Origin of the sequence: Chryseobacterium sp. NFX27, from assembly GCF_049887855.1 — a bacterium.
Classification (GTDB): domain Bacteria; phylum Bacteroidota; class Bacteroidia; order Flavobacteriales; family Weeksellaceae; genus Chryseobacterium.
This window is the reverse complement of sequence record NZ_JAGEKK010000018.1, coordinates 62,481-81,570: the sequence shown is the minus strand read 5'-3', so window position 1 is coordinate 81,570 and position 19,090 is coordinate 62,481. Positions and strand designations below refer to the sequence as shown.

Annotated in this window: 16 protein-coding genes; 6 read left to right on the top strand and 10 right to left on the bottom strand. The window is 38.0% G+C overall.

Going from position 1 to position 19,090, the window contains the following annotated elements; all coding sequences use genetic code 11:
- Window positions 1–182: 182 nt before the first annotated feature.
- On the top strand, window positions 183–671 hold the full coding sequence (locus tag J4Q03_RS17515) for a copper resistance protein NlpE (protein ID WP_426049411.1): 489 nt from the start codon (window positions 183–185) through the stop codon (window positions 669–671).
- A 26-nt stretch (window positions 672–697) separates the two neighbouring features.
- Here J4Q03_RS17515 and J4Q03_RS17510 read toward each other — a convergent pair whose 3' ends face one another.
- Window positions 698–1,345, bottom strand: a complete 648-nt coding sequence (locus J4Q03_RS17510; protein WP_426049410.1) for an MgtC/SapB family protein — start codon at window positions 1,343–1,345, stop codon at window positions 698–700.
- A 131-nt stretch (window positions 1,346–1,476) separates the two neighbouring features.
- Here J4Q03_RS17510 and J4Q03_RS17505 point away from each other — a divergent pair, with 131 nt between their 5' ends.
- The 5 genes from J4Q03_RS17505 (at window position 1,477) to J4Q03_RS17485 (ending at window position 4,750) form a co-directional block, all read left to right on the top strand.
- On the top strand, window positions 1,477–2,034 hold the full coding sequence (locus J4Q03_RS17505; RefSeq protein ID WP_426049409.1) for a YdeI/OmpD-associated family protein: 558 nt from the start codon (window positions 1,477–1,479) through the stop codon (window positions 2,032–2,034).
- Window positions 2,035–2,063: 29 nt separating this feature from the next.
- The gene (locus J4Q03_RS17500) at window positions 2,064–2,462 is read left to right on the top strand and encodes an immunity 22 family protein (protein WP_426049408.1); all 399 of its coding nucleotides are present in this window, start codon (window positions 2,064–2,066) and stop codon (window positions 2,460–2,462) included.
- Between the two features lie 154 nt (window positions 2,463–2,616).
- Window positions 2,617–3,249, top strand: coding sequence for a hypothetical protein (locus J4Q03_RS17495; RefSeq protein WP_426049407.1), 633 nt, complete (start codon window positions 2,617–2,619; stop codon window positions 3,247–3,249).
- 48 nt (window positions 3,250–3,297) lie between these two features.
- The gene (locus J4Q03_RS17490; protein WP_426049406.1) at window positions 3,298–4,029 is read left to right on the top strand and encodes a hypothetical protein; all 732 of its coding nucleotides are present in this window, start codon (window positions 3,298–3,300) and stop codon (window positions 4,027–4,029) included.
- Window positions 4,030–4,171: 142 nt separating this feature from the next.
- Complete coding sequence (locus tag J4Q03_RS17485; protein WP_426049405.1) at window positions 4,172–4,750, top strand: hypothetical protein; 579 nt, start codon at window positions 4,172–4,174, stop codon at window positions 4,748–4,750.
- 325 nt (window positions 4,751–5,075) lie between these two features.
- On the opposite strand, the gene polA is transcribed toward J4Q03_RS17485, so the two are convergent.
- The 9 genes from polA to J4Q03_RS17440 form a co-directional block, all read right to left on the bottom strand.
- Window positions 5,076–7,910, bottom strand: coding sequence for a DNA polymerase I (gene polA, locus J4Q03_RS17480; protein ID WP_426049404.1), 2,835 nt, complete (start codon window positions 7,908–7,910; stop codon window positions 5,076–5,078).
- A gap of 183 nt (window positions 7,911–8,093) precedes the next feature.
- Complete coding sequence (gene tssD / locus J4Q03_RS17475; RefSeq protein ID WP_426049403.1) at window positions 8,094–8,501, bottom strand: type VI secretion system tube protein TssD; 408 nt, start codon at window positions 8,499–8,501, stop codon at window positions 8,094–8,096.
- 311 nt (window positions 8,502–8,812) lie between these two features.
- Complete coding sequence (locus tag J4Q03_RS17470) at window positions 8,813–9,727, bottom strand: ankyrin repeat domain-containing protein (RefSeq protein WP_426049402.1); 915 nt, start codon at window positions 9,725–9,727, stop codon at window positions 8,813–8,815.
- A gap of 1 nt (window position 9,728) precedes the next feature.
- The gene (locus J4Q03_RS17465; protein WP_426049401.1) at window positions 9,729–10,991 is read right to left on the bottom strand and encodes a PAAR-like protein; all 1,263 of its coding nucleotides are present in this window, start codon (window positions 10,989–10,991) and stop codon (window positions 9,729–9,731) included.
- Between the two features lie 18 nt (window positions 10,992–11,009).
- Complete coding sequence (locus J4Q03_RS17460; RefSeq protein ID WP_426049400.1) at window positions 11,010–11,852, bottom strand: hypothetical protein; 843 nt, start codon at window positions 11,850–11,852, stop codon at window positions 11,010–11,012.
- Between the two features lie 34 nt (window positions 11,853–11,886).
- Entirely contained in the window at window positions 11,887–14,082 is a 2,196-nt protein-coding gene (locus tag J4Q03_RS17455) for a type VI secretion system Vgr family protein (protein ID WP_426049425.1), read from the bottom strand.
- A gap of 215 nt (window positions 14,083–14,297) precedes the next feature.
- Entirely contained in the window at window positions 14,298–14,708 is a 411-nt protein-coding gene (gene tssD / locus J4Q03_RS17450; RefSeq protein WP_426049399.1) for a type VI secretion system tube protein TssD, read from the bottom strand.
- 356 nt (window positions 14,709–15,064) lie between these two features.
- A complete protein-coding gene (locus J4Q03_RS17445; RefSeq protein ID WP_426049398.1) occupies window positions 15,065–15,934 on the bottom strand; it encodes a lytic transglycosylase domain-containing protein in 870 nt (289 codons plus the stop codon).
- 79 nt (window positions 15,935–16,013) lie between these two features.
- On the bottom strand, window positions 16,014–18,509 hold the full coding sequence (locus J4Q03_RS17440; protein WP_426049397.1) for an ATP-dependent Clp protease ATP-binding subunit: 2,496 nt from the start codon (window positions 18,507–18,509) through the stop codon (window positions 16,014–16,016).
- Between the last annotated feature and the right edge of the window lie 581 nt (window positions 18,510–19,090).

Here is a 19,090-nt window from a genome sequence, read left to right as displayed (position 1 = left end):
CAGGTTATTTTAGAGGAAATAGCCTTTACAGATCTCCGGAGTTTCCATCTTCTGTCTTTACTTTTACCCTTAAAACACTTATTAACTCTTAAACTCTCCGACGCTCCAGCTCCTTTCTATGGCTCAGTTTTTGTTGATGATAAGGAACTTAATTATTCAAAATATATCAAAATTATTTTATCATGGTAAATAGCAAAATATTCATCTTGGGAATTGCATCTGCTGCGTTTTTAACATCGTGTAATCCTAAAGAAAAAAATCCCGAAACTATTGATACAACCACGGATTCTGCAACCGTAGAAACACCTGCTTCTGACAGTATTGCAACAGTAACTCCTTCTGCTCCGGGCGATACTTCGGAAAACGCTCTTGACTGGCCGGGAACGTATGAGGCTGTAGTTCCTTGTGCAGACTGTCCGGGAATTAAGACCTCTCTTACTATTAACAATGATAAAACCTTCAGCATCACTGAAGAATACATCGACAGAAATTCGAAAAATCAGGATAAAGGAACTTTTGAATGGGATGCTGCAGGAAGTGTAATTACGCTAAAAGGGAAAAGCCCCAATCATAGATACAAGGTAGGAGAAAACATTCTCATACAGCTGGATATGGACGGCAGGGAAATAACCGGTCCTAACAAAGATCTGTATGTTTTCAAGAAAAAATAAGGGCTCAGGCCTTTATTTTTTTTATCTTAGAATTGATAGGCTGTGATTTTAGGATCATTAATAAGGCTTTTCACTACCTCATCATGTTTCGTATGCTTTCCGGTAAGCATCCATGTTATAGAAAGGTTTCCCTGGGTATACTGCAGTTTAAGCATAAAATGCTTCAGATGATGTTCTTCAAAGATTTTTTCACAATGTTTAATATCCTCGGACCTGGTTACGGTTATTTTATATTCCCTTATTTTGTGACTGCTGTCTATAAAATTCTGAAGGTATATCAGTGCACTGAGGATCAAAAGTACCAAAGCCGTTCCCAGCAGCGAAAGATAAACATAGCCTGAACCCACAGCCATTCCTATTGAAGCAGTAGCCCAGATAGTCGTTGCAGTGGTAATTCCATCGATCTTATTATCGCCTTTAAAAATGACTCCGGCACCCAGAAAACCTATTCCGGTAATGATATTGGCTGCCAGGCGGTCCGGATTTTCCACTCCTATTTTAATGGAGAGAATGGTAAAAAGACAGGAACCGAAACACACCAGAATAAAAGTCCGGAGACCCGCTGATCTGTTCCGGTATTCGCGTTCTGCACCAATCAGCAGCCCCAAAAATACGGAGATCAGTATCAGCAGCAGTTCGTTTTGTATAACATAATGATCCTGAAGAAATTCCATTGTACTGAAGTTTTACCTGAATAAAATTACAATAAAAAAAGTTTATTTTAATGCCTTTTGATGACCAGTTTTATCCTGTTTAAAAGAAAGTTTTGTAATATTACATTTTAATATGAATAAAAAGATTCACTATGAACCCTACTTTTTTTGCAACAAAGGAAGAATTCAGGAAGTGGCTGGAAGAGAATCATATAAAAGAAAAAGAAATTCTGGTGGGATTCTATAAAAAAGACAGCGGAAAACCTTCTATGAGCTGGTCTGAATCTGTGGACCAGGCTTTATGTTTCGGGTGGATAGACAGTGTAAGAAGATCTGTAGATTCAGAGAGCTATTCTAACCGTTTTACCCCAAGAAAACCGAATAGCACCTGGAGTATCATCAATATAAAAAAAGTGGAAGAACTGACCAAAGTGGGGCTTATGACTGTGGAAGGGCAAAAAGCATTTGAAGCAAGAAGAGAAGATAAAACAGGAATTTATTCTCATGAGAAAGAGGATATTATCCTTGATCCGGTGTATGAGAAACAGTTTAAAACCCATCAAAATGCATGGGCTTTTTTTGAAAAACAGGCTCCTTCCTATAAAAGAATGATCATTCACTGGCTGATGAGCGCAAAACAGGAAAAAACAAGACTCTCCCGATTGGAAAAAGTTATTCATGAAAGTGAGCAGTTAAAGAGATTAAAATAAATATACAGTATACTTTAAAAAAATAATTTATGGAGAAAGAAATTTCACACTTTTGGTTGGGATATTTTAAAAATGAGGAAGACTTTAATGAATTTGCAGAAGAAGATGAGAGGTATTACACAGAAGAGGAAACTGAGGATCTTTACGTCTCAAAATTTGCTGAATCACAGAATATCCAATGGTTTGATTATGATTTTCTGGAATATGGCTTTGAAGATGAAAGTTTAGGCATTTATGAAAAATTCACAGATTATTCTTATGCTGATCAATGGCTTCCTGTTGTGGAACAAAAGATCAATCAGTTAGGCCTGGAAACTCCGGTCAATGCTATTATTTTTGCAAACAAACATGCAATCCCCAACCCGGTTTCCGTGAATGAGGAAGACTATGCATTATATTACATTGGCGAGATTGAATACAATATCTAGCTTACTATGAGAAGAGCCTCAATTAAGGATCACAAGAATCTCCTGAAGGTTTTTGTGATTCTTCTGAATATCAGACTGGATCTTGGATATCCGGCTTGAAGTGTTCAAAAAAAATTATCTTTATTGAAAATTATCAACGTACAAAGCTGCTGATATGTACAAAAAACTCATTACCATCAATTTAACGATAGTCCTGTTAGTCACTGCTGCCTATATTTTACAATACTATTTTATCAATTATCCTGTGCAGTTTGATTTATGGTATATAGTTAAAGAATGTCAGCTGCAGTATCTGCCTTTCTTTTTTGCCACAACAGTCCTTGTTTCTTATCTTGTCAGCAGTCTGGATTTTAAAAAATTAAGCTTTAAAGGTAAATTTTTGCGGGTATTTTCCTTTTTAAATTCTCTGATTCTTGCATTTTTTGTTTTCATATCCTTCACTGCATTCATAAAGAATAAAAAGGACCTCAATGCACTGGAAAAACACTATGTACAGGAAGCCGAAAAAGATATTAGAAAAGATCAAGTTGTCATAAGAAATGTAGGTTTTATCGTTCCTGCCTATGATGAAAAAACAGTCCACCTGATCAACAGCATTTATCAGAAATATGGAATTGTTTCAAAAAACACCGGATGTATCATTGATGCAATGGATACAAAAGCGCAGGAAAAATATAATGAACTAACTGATTCATATCTTGAAAAAAGGAATGGAAATAACTGGAAACAAAGAATGGAAAAGGAGATTGATGATGTGGAGAAAATTATGGGTCCAAAAACTAAATAGAAATCAATTGTTAAAAGAATTAACTTACAGAATTCCAAAACAAAAACCTTGAAAAAAATTATCCCTCTACTTGCTTTTTGCCTTCTGTATTTATCCTGCAAAAAAGATAAAAAGTCAGCACTTGATCAGAAAAATAATCCTGTAGAAAAAGCTATACAACAAGATACTATAAATAATTTTCTTGCCGAACAAGAAACTAGATCTTTCAAAAGCAGAAAGCCATCTGATCTGGTTCCTGACGGCTATGAAATTCAGTATGATGCGGAAGGAGATCTTAACCGGGATGGGCTTTCCGATATTGCGCTTGTTATCAGGAAAAAAGAAGATACGCTGGCCGGCAGAAAAATAATGATCCTGTTGAAAAACACGGATAAAACTTTCCGTTTGCATAAGATCTCAGATACTGTTCTTCCTGATGAATACAATGAAGCCGGCTACAAAATGTATGATCCGGAAGATATTTCTATAGAAAAAGGAGAACTTTCTATTAATTTATATAATGCCGGTCCCAATGGAAATCAGTTCAGCAGGTTTAAGTATCTGAACGGAGATCTTATTCTTACTTATATTGAGACTTACAATATGGGAGCCGGGTCCCACTCTGCCCTCTATTATGAGCCGATGAATGGTAAACTGATTCTTGAGACCGTGAATACCATGAAAGAAGAAATGCCTTCAGAATCTAAGACTTTTCACCTCAAAAAAGAAAGGTATTTATTTGACAAAACTTCTCCGGAAGATATTATACAAAAGGTTTACGGATCTGTAAATGATGAATAAGCGGTTCTTCATTTGAAAATCTTTTAAAATAAAATAGCGAAAAAGGGTAATTGATATTCGTCTGTAATAATTCGAAATTTGTTGTATCAGATTTAAAAAGCCTATACAATAAAACACAGCCAGAATTAAAAACAACAATACCATGAAAACTCTAAATTTCGGACTTTTAGGAAAGGAAAACACAGGTCCTTTTATCATTACGGCCATCCTGTACAGTATCCTTTTATGTCTTCCTTTTATTTATTTTCTATATCTGAAGGGACAGCCTCATTACTCTAGTTTTGAAAATTTTAATGAGAACGAAAACAGGATCACCGTAAAAGACTGGAGGAATGATGCGGAATCCAGACAATTTAAACTGCTTACAAGAGCTTCAATTTTCAGTGCTGCTTTATCTTTTGGAGCACTCGGCGCAGCCGTAAGCCTTATCACACGGGCGCAAAGACCGGGCGTTTTTAATCATAAAATAACCATCAGGGAATTAGTTTCTATACAGACAATAGGTGCTGTTTTTGCCTTTATTCTTTCTCTGATCTTCATGGGTGAAATGATTGGCGGTACGTTATTTCCAAATGCTGATGAATTTTACTATATCGTTTATATTCCCGCGGCACTGGCCAAGCTTCTCGTTTGGTCCTTCCTCGCAGGTTTCGCTGAAAGATTCGTTCCCAATATTCTTGAAAACCTGACTAAATTAAAGGATGTAAATGAAGAATCCTGAAATAATTGGGAATTTCTTAAAATTAATACAAAAGTAGTATTTCACAGGAAGTTTAAACTTCTTATCTTTAGCTAGTATTGATTCGGAATGAATTGTCATTCTTTTAAATACAGGCCTTAAAAAACCAGAGACGAAGGTAAAATCGATGAGGTGAAAAATGATTACAAATTTTCTGTATTATGCAGAAAGTTGAGAAGACTAAAGCTTTTAGTCTTCTTTTTTATTTTAAAGTTCTTTCTCCGGATGGTCAGATTGAGTAATTCCGGGCTCAGATAAAGCAAAATAAAAGGTGAGTTTAAAAACCCACCTTATTTTAAATATTTTATCAATGGGCTTCCAGCCAGTTGTTTCCGACTCCCACTTCTACCAATAAAGGCACCTGGGTTTTCAAAGCGCTTTCCATCTCTGTTTTAATTAATTTTGAAGCCGCTTCAATTTCATCTACCGGCGCTTCAAATATGAGTTCGTCATGTACCTGAAGAAGCATTTTGGTCTGCAGCTGCTGTGCGTTAAGCTCATGATCAATTTTAATCATGGCCAGTTTTACAACATCTGCTGCACTTCCCTGAACCGGTGCATTAACGGCATTCCTTTCTGCATGTCCCCTCACGACGAAATTATTGGAATTGATATCTTTTAAGTGACGTTTTCTTCCTAATATCGTTTCTACATATCCTATCTGGCGGGCTTTACTGACCTGCTCTGCCATATATTCTTTTAATTTCGGATAAGTTTCAAAGTACGCTTCGATCATCTGTTTGGCTTCTGTTCTTGAAAGTCCGGTCTGCTCTGCCAGCGCAAAGGCTCCCTGTCCGTAGATAATCCCAAAATTCACGGTCTTTGCCTGGCTTCTCTGGGTTTTGGAAACTTCTTCCAAAGGAATCTTAAAAAGTTTTGCAGCTGTTGAAGCGTGGATATCTTCTCCGTCCTGGAAAGCTTTGATCATATTTTCTTCTCCTGAGATCTCGGCAATCAGACGAAGTTCGATCTGAGAATAATCGGCAGAGATGATCTTTTTTCCCTCTCCTGAAACAAAAGCTCCCCTGATCTGCTGTCCGCGCAGTGTTCTGATCGGAATATTCTGAAGGTTGGGGTTTACACTTGCCAGACGTCCTGTAGCAGCCGTAGTTTGGGAGAAATTGGTATGTACCCTGCTGTCCAGTTTATCGATCTGTGAAGGCAAGGCATCTACATAGGTAGATTTCAGTTTCTGATAGGTTCTGTATTCCAGGATATGCTTGATGATCTCATGTTTTGAGCTCAGTTTCTGAAGAACATCTTCTGAAGTTGCGTACTGTCCGGTTTTTGTTTTCTTTGCTTTGGGATCCAGCTGCATTTTTTCGAACAGGATTTCTCCAAGCTGTTTGGGTGAATTCATGTTGAATTCTTCACCTGAAAGTTCAAAGATTTTGGTTTCCAGCTGTCTCAGGTCATTTTCAAGATCGATACTTTCCTGGGCCAGCCATTTTTCATCAAGTGAAATTCCGGCCAGTTCCATTTTAGCAAGAACTTCCATCAAAGGCATTTCTATTTTAAAGAAAAGCTCTTCCAGGTTCTCTTTTTTCAGCTGTGGGGCAAACAGCTCGTACAGCTGGAAAGTTACATCAGCATCTTCCGCAGCATAGTCGGTCTGTGTTCTCAGGTCTGCATCTCTGAAAGTTCCCTGGTTCTTTCCTTTTTTCCCGATAATGGTTTCAATGGATACGGGTTTGTAATTAAGGTAAACTTCGGAAAGATAGTCCATTCCGTGTCTTCCGTCCGGGTTCAGCAGATAATGGGCAATCATAGTGTCAAACATGGCCCCTTGTACCGTAATATTGTACTGCTTTAGTATTTTATAATCGAATTTTAAATTGTGAGCAATTTTCAACAGGTCTTCTTTCTCAAAGAACGGTCTGAAAATTTCCAGTGTCTGGAGCACTTCCCCTTTGTCTTCAGATAAAGGAACATAGTAAGCCAGCCCTTTTTTATAGGAGAAGCTCATTCCTACAAGTTCTGCTTCCAATTCGTTCAGTGAAGTGGTCTCTGTATCAAAACAGACTGCTTTCTGTTTTAACAGGTTACTGACCAATACCTTCTGTGCTTTCGGATTGTTTACAAACTGGTATAGATGGTCATTCTTGTCGATGGAAGTTTTGGTAGAAGTCGCCTGATCCAATTCTTCAAAATTGGCAAACAGGTCAAGCTGCATTACCTGTCCTTTTATTTCGGTACCGGCAGTAGTCTGCGTCACTTCAACTTCACTTACGATCACAGTTTCTGCAGGGGCAGACGCAAATGCCCGGTACAGGTTTTCGTATAGTCTCCTGAATTCTATTTCATCAAAAACTTCTTTTACCTTTTCGAAATCCGGGGTATCGAGATCATATTGTTCCTGATGGAATTCTATTGGTGCATCGCATATGATGGTTGCCAGTTTTTTGGATAAAATTCCACGTTCTGCCGAAGCTTCCACTTTTTCTTTCAGCTTTCCTTTCAGCTTATCGGTATTCTGCAGCAGGGTTTCTATATTTCCGAATTCTTTAAGGAATTTCATGGCTGTTTTTTCTCCTACTCCATCCAGTCCGGGGATATTGTCCACAGCATCTCCCATCATTGCAAGGAAATCGATGACCTGTTTAGGATCTTCTATCTCATATTTTGCCTTTACTTCTTCTACTCCAAGAATTTCTATGTCGCCTCCTTTTAAGCCTGGTTTATAGATTTTAATTTTATCTGTAACCAGCTGGGCAAAGTCTTTATCCGGGGTTACCATGAAAGTGGTGTAGCCTTCTTTTTCTGCTTTGCAGGCAATGGTTCCTATCACATCATCTGCTTCATAACCTTCTACTCCTAAGATGGGAATATGCATTGCCTCCAGAATTCTATGAATGTATGGAACAGCTATTTTGATTGCTTCAGGAGTTTCGCTTCTGTTGGCTTTGTAGTCTGCATAGTCATCAGTTCTTACACTTGCCTGTCCTACGTCAAAAACTACTGCGAGATGGGTGGGCTTTTCTCTTCTGATCAGTTCGATCAGGGAATTGGTAAAACCGAAAATTGCAGAGGTATCCAAACCTTTGCTTGTCAGTCTGGGATTCCTGATCAATGCGTAATATCCTCTGAATATCATCGCATAAGCATCGATGAGAAAGAGTCTTTTATCTTGTGTTGCGTCCATAATGTCTATAATGAACAAATATAAGAAAATAGGAATATTTTATCGGGTTATCCGTTATGAATTGTGAGTTGTAAGTTTTTGGATATGCTTCTAAAAGTGTTTTATAATGTCCATAAAAAAACAGAACAGCATTTCTGCCGTTCTGTTCTGATGTTATTTTTTTACTAAAAGACTTGGGTCTTATTAATTACCTAAAGGCCACATTCCGCGGAACTCAGAGTTACCAAGCGTGATAACTTCTGCGCTCACTACGAAGCTGATCAGCATACTGTTGCTGTCAACTGCATCGAAATCTACTTCATGCTGGATCACGTATCCGTTCTCCCATTTCAAAGTAGTCAGTGTACCTTCTTCGTGAGATTTGTTGAAAGTAACCTCTCCTGTTGTCGGTTTATATTTTCCGTTCAATAAACTTTCCAAGATATCAGATTTTTCTGTAGCTTCTACTGTAATTTTGATAAGGGCATTGGAAGGGTCTGATGCTACACGTCCTGAAACGTCTGTAGATCTTGACACACTGTAGTTAAGTTTTAACAGTTTCTGACCTTCTCCTCCGTTGAATTTTAAGATTCCTCTTGAATTTGCTGCCATGATTGGTGAATTTTAATGTTATATATGGTGTGAATAGTGATTGATTACAGAGCAAAGATAGAATCGATACAGGTAAGGAAAAAGTTTTTGAATGCAAATCTGAAATATTGTAGTAGTTCTACGATTTGATGTAGTAATTCTACGACTTTTGACTTAACATAATGTTGTAAATGCCTGTTTAAAGTAGAAATAATGCTTTTAAGAAGCTTCAATTTCTTTATATTTTACACTGTTACGGGAAATATAAAAATAAAATCAGACCTTGTGTGATCTGATTTTTATATTTATTAAAGTATTGTTTCCGGTTGTCTTTATTTTCCTTTTACAATAGTCAAATCTTCCTGATAGCGATTTTCACCGTAATTCTTTTTGAAATTGACTGATATTTTATCTTTAGGACTCAGATTTTCATAAAGCTTTATCCTGAGTTTGGCTTCTTCTACAGTATCTTTTTTGTAGGGAAACTGAACATTATGTTTTTCAATCAGCTGTTTTTTAAGCGCTGATAATTTTTGATAATATGGAGAATCCTGTAAATTACGTTCATTTTTCTGCTTTTCCTTGTATTGAATATAATCAGCCATTGGAGAAAGATGGGTTCCGGCAATAACAGGCTGGCCTCCTTTTTCCAGAAAATAGCTGGCCAAATCCAAATTATCTCTTGCAGCATCTTCCATAATATTGCCTCCATTGTAGGATACATTATTAATATCTGCCCCATGTTCAAGCAAATAGTTTATCATTTTTCTTTCAACATTTTCATCTCCCAGCACCATTGCATCACTAAGCGGATTCACTCCAACTGCAGGATTAAGTGTTGCATGGTATTTTAATAATAAGTTCAGCATATCATAATTATTAAGGGCTACGGCATGCTTAACCGGCAAACCTTGAGGCATAATAATATTAGGATCTGCCCCACTTTGCAATAAGGATTCCATTGCTTTCATATTTTCAAGTAATGCAGCATAGTGCAATAATGTGTACCCATTATCTTCTCCCTTGTCACTCAGCTGGTTAATGACTTCAGGATGAGCCTTAATAGCATGCAGAAGTTCTTCATGGTCTTCATCAAAAATACTTTGTGCAGCTTTAAGCTGTGGCCCCTCAAACAATTTTGCTGGCGGAAGATTTCTTCTATTTATATTTTTACGGGATCTAAGCACAGAATCTGAACAATTGGTAAGTGTCATAATGGATAGAAGTATTAGAATAATTGCTTTCATATTATATATTATTTGCTACAACGTCTGTATTGATTGTGCTCATCATAGCCTGAAATGCATCATTATAAGCACTGTGACCGCTTCCAATGGTTTTTATACCAAGCCCTTCATTGTCTTCAATATATCCGTAAATTTCATGTTGCTCATTTAGGGCACGGGGAACACCTCCGGTAAGACCTCCAGCCCCTGCAAGTAAATTAAGTCCTGGGATTCCTGAAAATGCCAAGGTAGAGAGTAACCCTTCTCTATTGTTTTGCAATCCATTAAGAATGTCATTACTTGTACTATAATTGATAATATTTGAAGTTGACTTTACAGCTCCTTTTTCATCAAGATAATTTAAGGTATTTTGATGAACACCTCTTGTATTAAAGGTATAACCTGTAAGTCCCGTATAGTAGGAAGCCATGGCACTGTTTCCACCGCCTAATGAATGTCCCGTAAATTTCACGTTTCCATTGGTTGCATAATCCATTTTCTCGGCAAGGCTTCTCGTCTTTTCTATCTGAGGAGTATCAAAACCAAAGGCCTGTCCTCCGTCTTCTATAAACCAGTCATGATAGAATTGCATCCCTTTAGGCTCGGAACCTCTAAACGCTACGAAAAAGTCTCCTGTTTCTGCGTTATGATATAAGGACGCATAAAAGCCATTATCATTATTGGTATTAAAATCTTCTTTCTTCAATACCCCCGGTCCAAACAATTCGTCTAATTTACCTTGGTCATCCGTATTAATGCGGGTATACCCATCTATTGACACATCGTTTCCCTTCTCATCCTTGTAACCATCTTCATAAGAATTTTGTGCCATTTGGCTGGCCGTACTTGCTTCCTGAAGCTGGGCAATGGGTAGATGAAAAGTAACCTCTCCCCCTATAAAACAATGTAAACTGGAATTTTGCAATAAGGGTTTTTTATTTTCAATTTTTACTTTCGGATGTGTATTTTGCCAGTCGCTTCCTTTACATAAAAACGAACAGATATTCAGACAATCGTCTATAAGGGCACTCCCTGCCCAGGCTGCGGCGGCCAAAACCAAAAGACCGCCGGAAAAAGCTGCTGCTACAGCAACTCCGGCTAAAGCCCCGGCCACCATCATTTCAGGACAAATAAAATTGTCTTTAAAACGATCGTCTTCAGTAGCCATCAGCTTTCCTCCATTTTTTAACTTTACTGAAGACTGGGAACTGACTCCAATTCCTATCAGTCTTCTTCCTTTACTACAAGTAAGCGGAGTATCCTGTGCGATATATAATTGACTCATATGATCGTAAATTAATTGTTATTTTTTATTTAATCTTACATGATATCTACAGACATAAATCATTTTTTCATTAAGCTCTTCTTTCACATGGAATATGATCTCAGATAATACGGAATCTTCATTATAGATATACTCCCCATCTATGGCATATTTATATTCCAAGGGGTTCCCCAGGGTTTTCTGATATTTATCTTGATATATATTTTCAAACCGGGATTCGTCACTTTTACTTTTCCCGTCCAGCTTAACGGTATAACCACCTCTTTCATTTTTTGAAATTCCGTATGCAGAACTGTATATTAGTTCCTCTCCCGGAAAAAGCGTTGATAAAGTAGTTCTTACAGGCATTTCATCAGTAAAGCTTCCTCCCCTGAACACGGGTAAAGGATAAAACATAGTCTGGTATAATAAATTTCGTCCTATGTTACGATCTATATTATTAAATTCTTTATCATAGATCTGAATAAAAGTTTTATAACTTTCTTTTACCAGTTCAAAAAAATGTAAATCCTTTTTTATCCCATCCCATTTGCTTAAAATTTCATTTTTGTTGGTAACTTCATTAATACTTTTATCTGTATTTAAAGATAACTCTACGACCTCTGTTGCCTTATTTATTTTTTGAAGAATCTCATAAAAAGGCTGCATCTGCCCATCTGACTGAATATATCTCTGGGTAGAAGACTGTACAGTAATCTGATTATAATCTCCCGGTATTAGAATCCAGTCTTCTTCTATTTCCGTCTGATTAGCTTTCCCTGCTCCTAATGTAAGATAAGATTTAATATTGATATTGTATTCTGCTTTTTTATACCAGGCATATTTAAATCCTGATAACTCATTATTCGGTTCCAATGTCATGCTCTGATTAATTTTTAGAATAGATTACACGACATTAGTTAATATCGACCTTACTTCCTGTGATAATTATATCTCCCGTTGCATTAATTGAAGTCACCGATTTACTGTGAACACTTAAGTTATCCTGTGTTACCAATAAGGCATTTTTTAATGCATTCAAATCCAGCATTCCTTCTTTAGCAGAAATAGAAATCCCTTCTTTTGTAATCGTAATACTGTTTTCTCCCACCTTTAATTCAATTTTTGTTTTTCCTTCCAGGGATATATTTCCACCAGCATCCATTTTTAAAACCGAATCAGCTGCTTCACCTTCCTTTCCACCAACATTAATAGAACTCGCACTGCCAGCATTGACCGTATTATTATTTCCTACGTTTACCGTTTTATTATTATTGGCATTGGTCTCTGCATTTCCCGCGCCATCAAATTTCATATTGGCACCTCCCTGATCAGTCAGGAAAACAGAACCTTCACCATCATTTAATTCTAACTTATTTCCGCTTCTGCTACTTAAGCTTTTTATGTTATTATCAGTTCCTCCACCGCCTCCGATTCCACCATGAAACATGCCTCCCATTACAAAGGGACGGTCCGGGTGCTGATGCACAAAATTGACAATAACCTGATCTCCAACCTCGGGAATGGCCATAAATCCTCTATTTTTGCTTACTTTATCACTGCTTCCCGCATCTGGTGTCATTACCCGGACAAATTCAGTGGTATCCGGTCCGCCCTGCCAGTCAAACTGAACTTTCACTCTTCCCTGATTCATTGGGTCTGTATTGGAAACTACCCTGGCAAATTGAGGCTCCGCTTTAGGGGTTTCAAATTCCGGTCGGGGAATAAATCCTGTGTCTGCTGCAATAGCTTCAAAAGCCCCGTCGTAATATCCTCTTGCATTAACTTCGTGGGTAACGCCTACGATCATTAATTTGGTGAAATAAGAGGTATCATTGGTTTCTGTTTTACGCATTTCAATATCTGCAGTGCATCCGGGATACAGGAATGGAACCGTTGTCGTTCCTGAAGTTATAAAAACCTCCGATGCTTTGCTTCCTGCTGTTCCTTTCTGAGAGGCATCAATATCCATAAATGATGTGGCCTTGATAGGAGCCACTCTCAATGATGGGGTTTTAAATGTTCTTTCGGATATTTCGTAGGCACGTTTGGCAATATCCGAAGTATGGTTGATCTTTGAGCTTCCGGCAGTCAGTTTTTCATTTTTACTGCTGTTGTACCCGTAAAAACTTGGGCTTACATGCTGAGCTTTCATCCTGATGGCAATATCACTTACACTGCTTCCGTAAGTAAGCTTAACAGGCTTTTCCTGTGGCGGGAGCTTCCCAAAATGCAGCACCTCACCGTCATAATAAAACTGTTCACCATAAGCTTCAGCAATTCTTGCCAGATAATTATAATGAGTTTCTTCATACTGAGAGCTGTAAGAGACGTTTCCATGCTGGGCATCTACCCTGAAATCAAATTTATTCTGCCCCAGGCCCTCTTTTATCACATGATCGGCAATACTGTTCAGGCTTACTTCCTGACCGCCGCCGAAGCTCTGAATATGAGGTGCCGCATCCAGCAGTACTGTGGGGCTGAAACCTGTAAGAACAATATTTCCAAGGCTTCCTTTTTCCTGGCTGAATCCCACTTCTGTAATCACACCCACAAAGTTACGTTCAGGCCCCTGCTCAATATCTTTATATTTAAATACTACTGTAATTCTTTTTCCTAAAAAGTTTTGCGCTTCCTGCAAATTATGATTTTCGGCTCCCCCTAAAGTATCGTGGGCCATTATCAGCTTGAATTCGTGATGTTTTGAAGCACTCTGCACCAGCTTAAAATGTTTGAAATGCCTGATCATCTGTCCTTCTATTACAATATCAAGCATCACAACCCTGTTAATTCCAGCAATATAACTGTCAGGAATAGCTGCGGCATTATGTATTTTGGAAGTTGGCTGTTTTGTCCATACCTTGTTTTCGATTATGGACGGATTATTGGGAACCATGGTCTGGTTCATGAACATTTTAGAGTTCTGAGCAGTACCGGAATAAATTTCCTTTGCCTTTTTTGCGGACTTTTTTACCGCTTCATCTGCTTTCTGAAGTTTAGCATCTATTTTTTGTACAGCAATATCTTCAGCATTTTTCAGCTGTTCTGCCTCTATATCGTTTATACTGCTTTTTGGGCTCTGTACTTTTATTGACTGATCATCTTTAAACATAGTGTGTGGTTTTTTGCTTAGACTGTATAATACATTTGAATAGCTTCCAGATGCTTCACGATCGAAAGCTTCTCCGTTCTTATGTAACCGGGTCATATAAGAACTTCGGCAGGATCATTTTGGTTCCGATTGTTCAAAAACGGCAAAAACAGAACAGTGTATTCTTGCGAATACACTATTCTGTACCAATTTATTTTACTAAGATGATTGTCAGATTATTTGCCTTCTAAAGGCCAAAGCCCGTCAAATTTAGAAGTACCATAGTCAATTGTTTCTGCGCTTACTACAAAACTGATCAGCATACTGTTTTCGTCTATTGCATCGAACTCTACCTGATGCTGGATCACATATCCGTTGGTCCAGTTTAAAGTAATCAGCGTTCCTTCTTCGTGAGATTTGTTGAAAGTAACTTCACCTGTAGTAGGCTTATACTTTCCGTTCAGTAAGCTTTCAAGGATGTCCGATTTTTCAGTAGCTTCTACTGTAATTTTGATCAGTGCATTGGAAGGGTCTGATGCTACACGACCTGAAACATCCGTAGATCTTGATACGCTGTAGTTAAGCTTTAATAGCTTCTGACCTTCTCCTCCGTTGAATTTTAAGATTCCTCTTGAATTTGCTGCCATGATTCGTAAATTTTAATCGTTAATATTTTGTGATTTGGTGATTGATTACAGAACAAATATAAAACGTCATATTTTGATAAAAAAGCTTTTGAATATAAATTTGAAAATTTGTAGTAATTCTACGATTCAGTGTAGTAATTCTACGACAATAGAATTAAAATAAAACATAAGCATTTGATTTAAAATGCCTTAAAAATAAGTTACAACAGCACCCACAACAGAAATTTTACACTTAAATGAGAGATATTAAGAATTTTAAAGGACAATTAGCAGATTTTTAACAGGTATTTCATTAACTTATTGAAACAAAAAAAACCGTAAAAATTTACGGTTTAATTATATACTGTTCAAGCTTATTACTGCTGCATACGGTTTCCTTCTTTTATAGAACGGGAAAGAATTTTATTTTTTTTCAAAAGAAAATCCGGCATAAGATCAGTAGGAAGATAAAGAGGGCTCTCCCCTTTTTTCTGCAGCTCTTCAACTATTCCGGGGTTCCAGGCAAGAATTTCATTCATCTCTACATCCAGTTCATCGGCAATGACACCCAGATTAAATCCGGCATTAATTTCTGTTTCCTGAAGCGGTGCGGCATTATTTCTTCCGCTTCCGCCTTCTGTAAAGAAAATTTTATTAAGCCTTGAAGAATTGTAATTGTTCAAAACGCTTTCCAGCTCGCCGGTTGCATAGCAGGCGTTCAGATATTTCTTAACATGGTTGATTGTTTCGCCGGGAAGATATTTAGAGAATACATGGTATTGTGTAGACCCAGCATTCTGCATCGCTTTGGCAATATTTCCTTCGCCACAGTTATAAGCTGCTACAACGGTAATCCAGTCACCATACTTCCTATAGAGATTTGCCAGAGAAACTACGGCTGTCTTGGTACTTTTATACACATCCGTCCGGTTTTGCTCTGTAAGTCCGTACTGATTGGCATGGGAGGTCATAAACTGCCATATTCCTACTGCTCCGGCGCCTGAAGTTATATTTCTGTTGAAATGCGATTCAATCAGGGCCAGATTTCTCAAATGTCTGGGCAGTCCTTTCTGTACCAATGAATATTCGATGAATTCAACGATCTCTTTATTGGCATTTATAATGTTATTGTATTTTTTCACGCTGCTTTCCGAAGTATCGGAAGCGGCAAGAAACTGTCCGTTTGCCGTTACAAAAGTTCCAGCGAGCAGCAGCCCTGTAAAAATATTTTTGAATACAGTTTTCATTTTAATTCCTTATGGTTATTGGCAAAGAAACAGTCTATCAGGTAAATTTTATCCGGATACAGACTTTCTTTGTATATTTTTAATCTACTTTCCAGCTTAGTTTATCTTCTTCATTATTCCAGTCTACGTGGATAGTCTGCCCGGATTTTACTTCCTCCCTTACAATCATTTTAGAAATCGGTCTTGCCAGCTGGGCACGGATAACGCCGGAGATCTGTCTTGCTCCGTATTTACTGCTGAATCCTCCCAAGGCAAGGTTTTTCACGGCCTCATCGCTGATCTTTAAGGTCATTCCCAATCTTGTCAGTGAAGTATGAAGTGATTTCAGCTGGATATTGAAAATTCTTTCTGCAATAGATTCTGTGATAGGGGCAAAAGGAATAATCTCTGTGATTCTGGCTAAAAACTCAGGTCTGAATCTTCCTGAACTGGACATAATCTGCATCAGTGAAGACGATTCAGGAACTTTTCCCTCTTCAAACTGTTTTACAATTTCTTCACTTCCGATATTTGAAGTAAACAATATAAGCGCATTACTGAAATCACCTTCTTTTCCCAGTTTGTCATGAACTTTTCCTTCATCCATGATCTGCAGGAATACATCAAAAACGGAATGATGGGCCTTTTCAATTTCATCAAATAAAACAACGGTATAGGGCTGCTGTCTGATCTTGTTAACCAGCATTCCTCCTTCTTCATACCCTACATAACCCGGGGGCGCTCCATACAGTAATGCTGCGGAATGTTCTTCTTTAAATTCTGACATATCAAAACGTACCATGGCTTTCTCATCGTTGAAAAGAAGCTCTGCCATAGATTTTGCCAGCTCGGTTTTTCCTGTTCCGGTAGGTCCCAGAAGGAAGAATGACCCGATAGGCTGCCCCGGCTTGTTCAATCCGCTTCGGTTTTCAACAATAGCATCTGACAGGATTTTTAAGGCATGGTCCTGCCCCACCACTCTGTTGAGTAAAAGGGATTCCATATTCAGAAGCTTTTCTTTTTCCTGAGCCTGGATTTTCCCGATCGGAATATTTGTTTTTGCCGCCATTACTGCTGCCAGCTCCAGACGGTCTACTTTTTCTCTCTTTACAGCGGCATGCTCTAAAAGCTCCGCGTAGGCATCATCAATAATCTTGTGGATCTGGTCAACAGGCATAGAGTTGTCGATAACCGGCTGTTCGTTTAATGATCCCCAAAGAATAGGGCTTATTTTATCTCTCAGGAGATTATAGTTCCAGATGAGTTCATTAGCCTGGTCTTTACTGTCGGTGAATTCTTCTTTTAAAATCGCCTCGTAAGTTTCTTTCCAGCTTGCCAATTCTTTTTCCGAAAGCTCATCCAGCATTTTAATGGCAGCCATGGTTCGGTCCAGCAGGTCAATGGCTGCATCAGGCAACTTTTTGCCTTTTGCATATCTTTTTGCGAGGCGTACACATTCGGGAATGGAGTTTTTTTCTACTTCGATACCATGATGTTTTTTGTAGCCATCAAGAAGCACATCGATCATTTTCACACAGGTCTGCTCATCCGGCTCATTAACTGTCAAGACTTCAAAACGACGGTTGAAAGCCTGTTCCGGTTCAATGATCTTTCTGTATTCTTCCTGCGTTGTGGCTCCAATCACAGTAATTTCACCTCTTGCCAGTTCGGGCTTAAGAAGGTTAGCTACATTTCCGATGCTGCCTTTCGGATCAAGAAGGGTATGAATTTCATCGATGAAAAGAACTGCCTTTTCGATTTTTTTACATTCAGTGATAACTTTTTTCAGGCGGTCTTCAATTTCGCCCTTATAAGAAGTTCCGGCCAACAATGCTCCGGTGTCGAGTTCGAGAAGGGTTGCATTTTTCAGCATTTCAGGAACATTTCCTTTGGTAATTTCTATGGCGAAACCTTCTACTAATGCCGTTTTACCTACACCGGGCTCACCAATGATGATGACATTCGGTTTGCTTCTGCGGCAAAGGATCTCGACGAGCATCCTGAGTTCTTTATCCCGTCCAATAATGTTTTCAAGATCGCCTTTTCTGGCCTGTGCAGTTCTGTCTACACAGTAACTTTTGATTGATGGAAATGATGAATCTGTGAAGTCTGAGCCGTTTGAAAAAAGGGATGAAAAATCACCGTCTTCGGATACAGCAAAAGGGGTATCTTTTCTATATAAGTTGAAAATTTCATGTTCTCTCAGAGGAAGTGATTTCAGCTGCTGCAGTGAAAAAACGACCTGTGGTTTTACGATAGCGGTAAGGATACAGATCGGTGTAATCTCATCCAGACCCAATTTTAAGCGGATATCGTCTGCTTCTTCTGTAAGGGTATCTACAGCTTCATCCGGGCGTACATCATCCGGAAGATGCGCTGTCTTGGGATAATCTTCAATCCGGACATCTGCCCATTCATAGAAGTAGCCGGGATCTTTGTCGATACTTTTCAGAAATTCACTGAGTCCTATATCTTTATGCATTAAAGCCTGCAGAATATGCGGACCGCCGTACGTGGCATTATAGTTTTCCTTCGCTATCGACTGAGCAATATGAAATAGCTGTTTTACTGTTTCGTTGGTTACTAGTACTCCCATTATAATTTTCTAATATTAATATATGTTTGTGTTTCTTTCAGTTTTATCAGATTATTTGGTGCAATCTGTCAAGGCATTACCTTTTTACAAATATATCTTTTTTATGCAAAATGTGTGTAGGATAAAGATAGTTAATTCTTTGATTAGAGATGTAATAAGTTTTCGGATGATAAAATCAAATGTTTCTGAAATTCCGCTGATATTTTTGGATGGCAGAAATGAAGAATTTACATAGTATTCTGTGATTTTAGTTTCATATTCCTGTACGTCTAAAGAGCATTTATTTAAATTTTGAAGCAAAAAGACCGTCTTTAGGGGACGATCTTTTCTTATGAATGTTGATGTGTAATAGTGCATCTTTAGTTATATGGCTGCAATCCGATGATCATCTGTATTCTAACGTTAATAACTTCTGTTATTTCTGCTATTGAATGTTATGATTTTTCCGAATCTCCTTCCATAACCGTAAATTTTATTCACTATTAATATTTTGTGATGTGGTGTTTGTTTAACAAATATATAGAGCTTATTTCTATTCTAAAAGTATTTTGATAAAAATTTCATATTTTGTAGTAATTCTA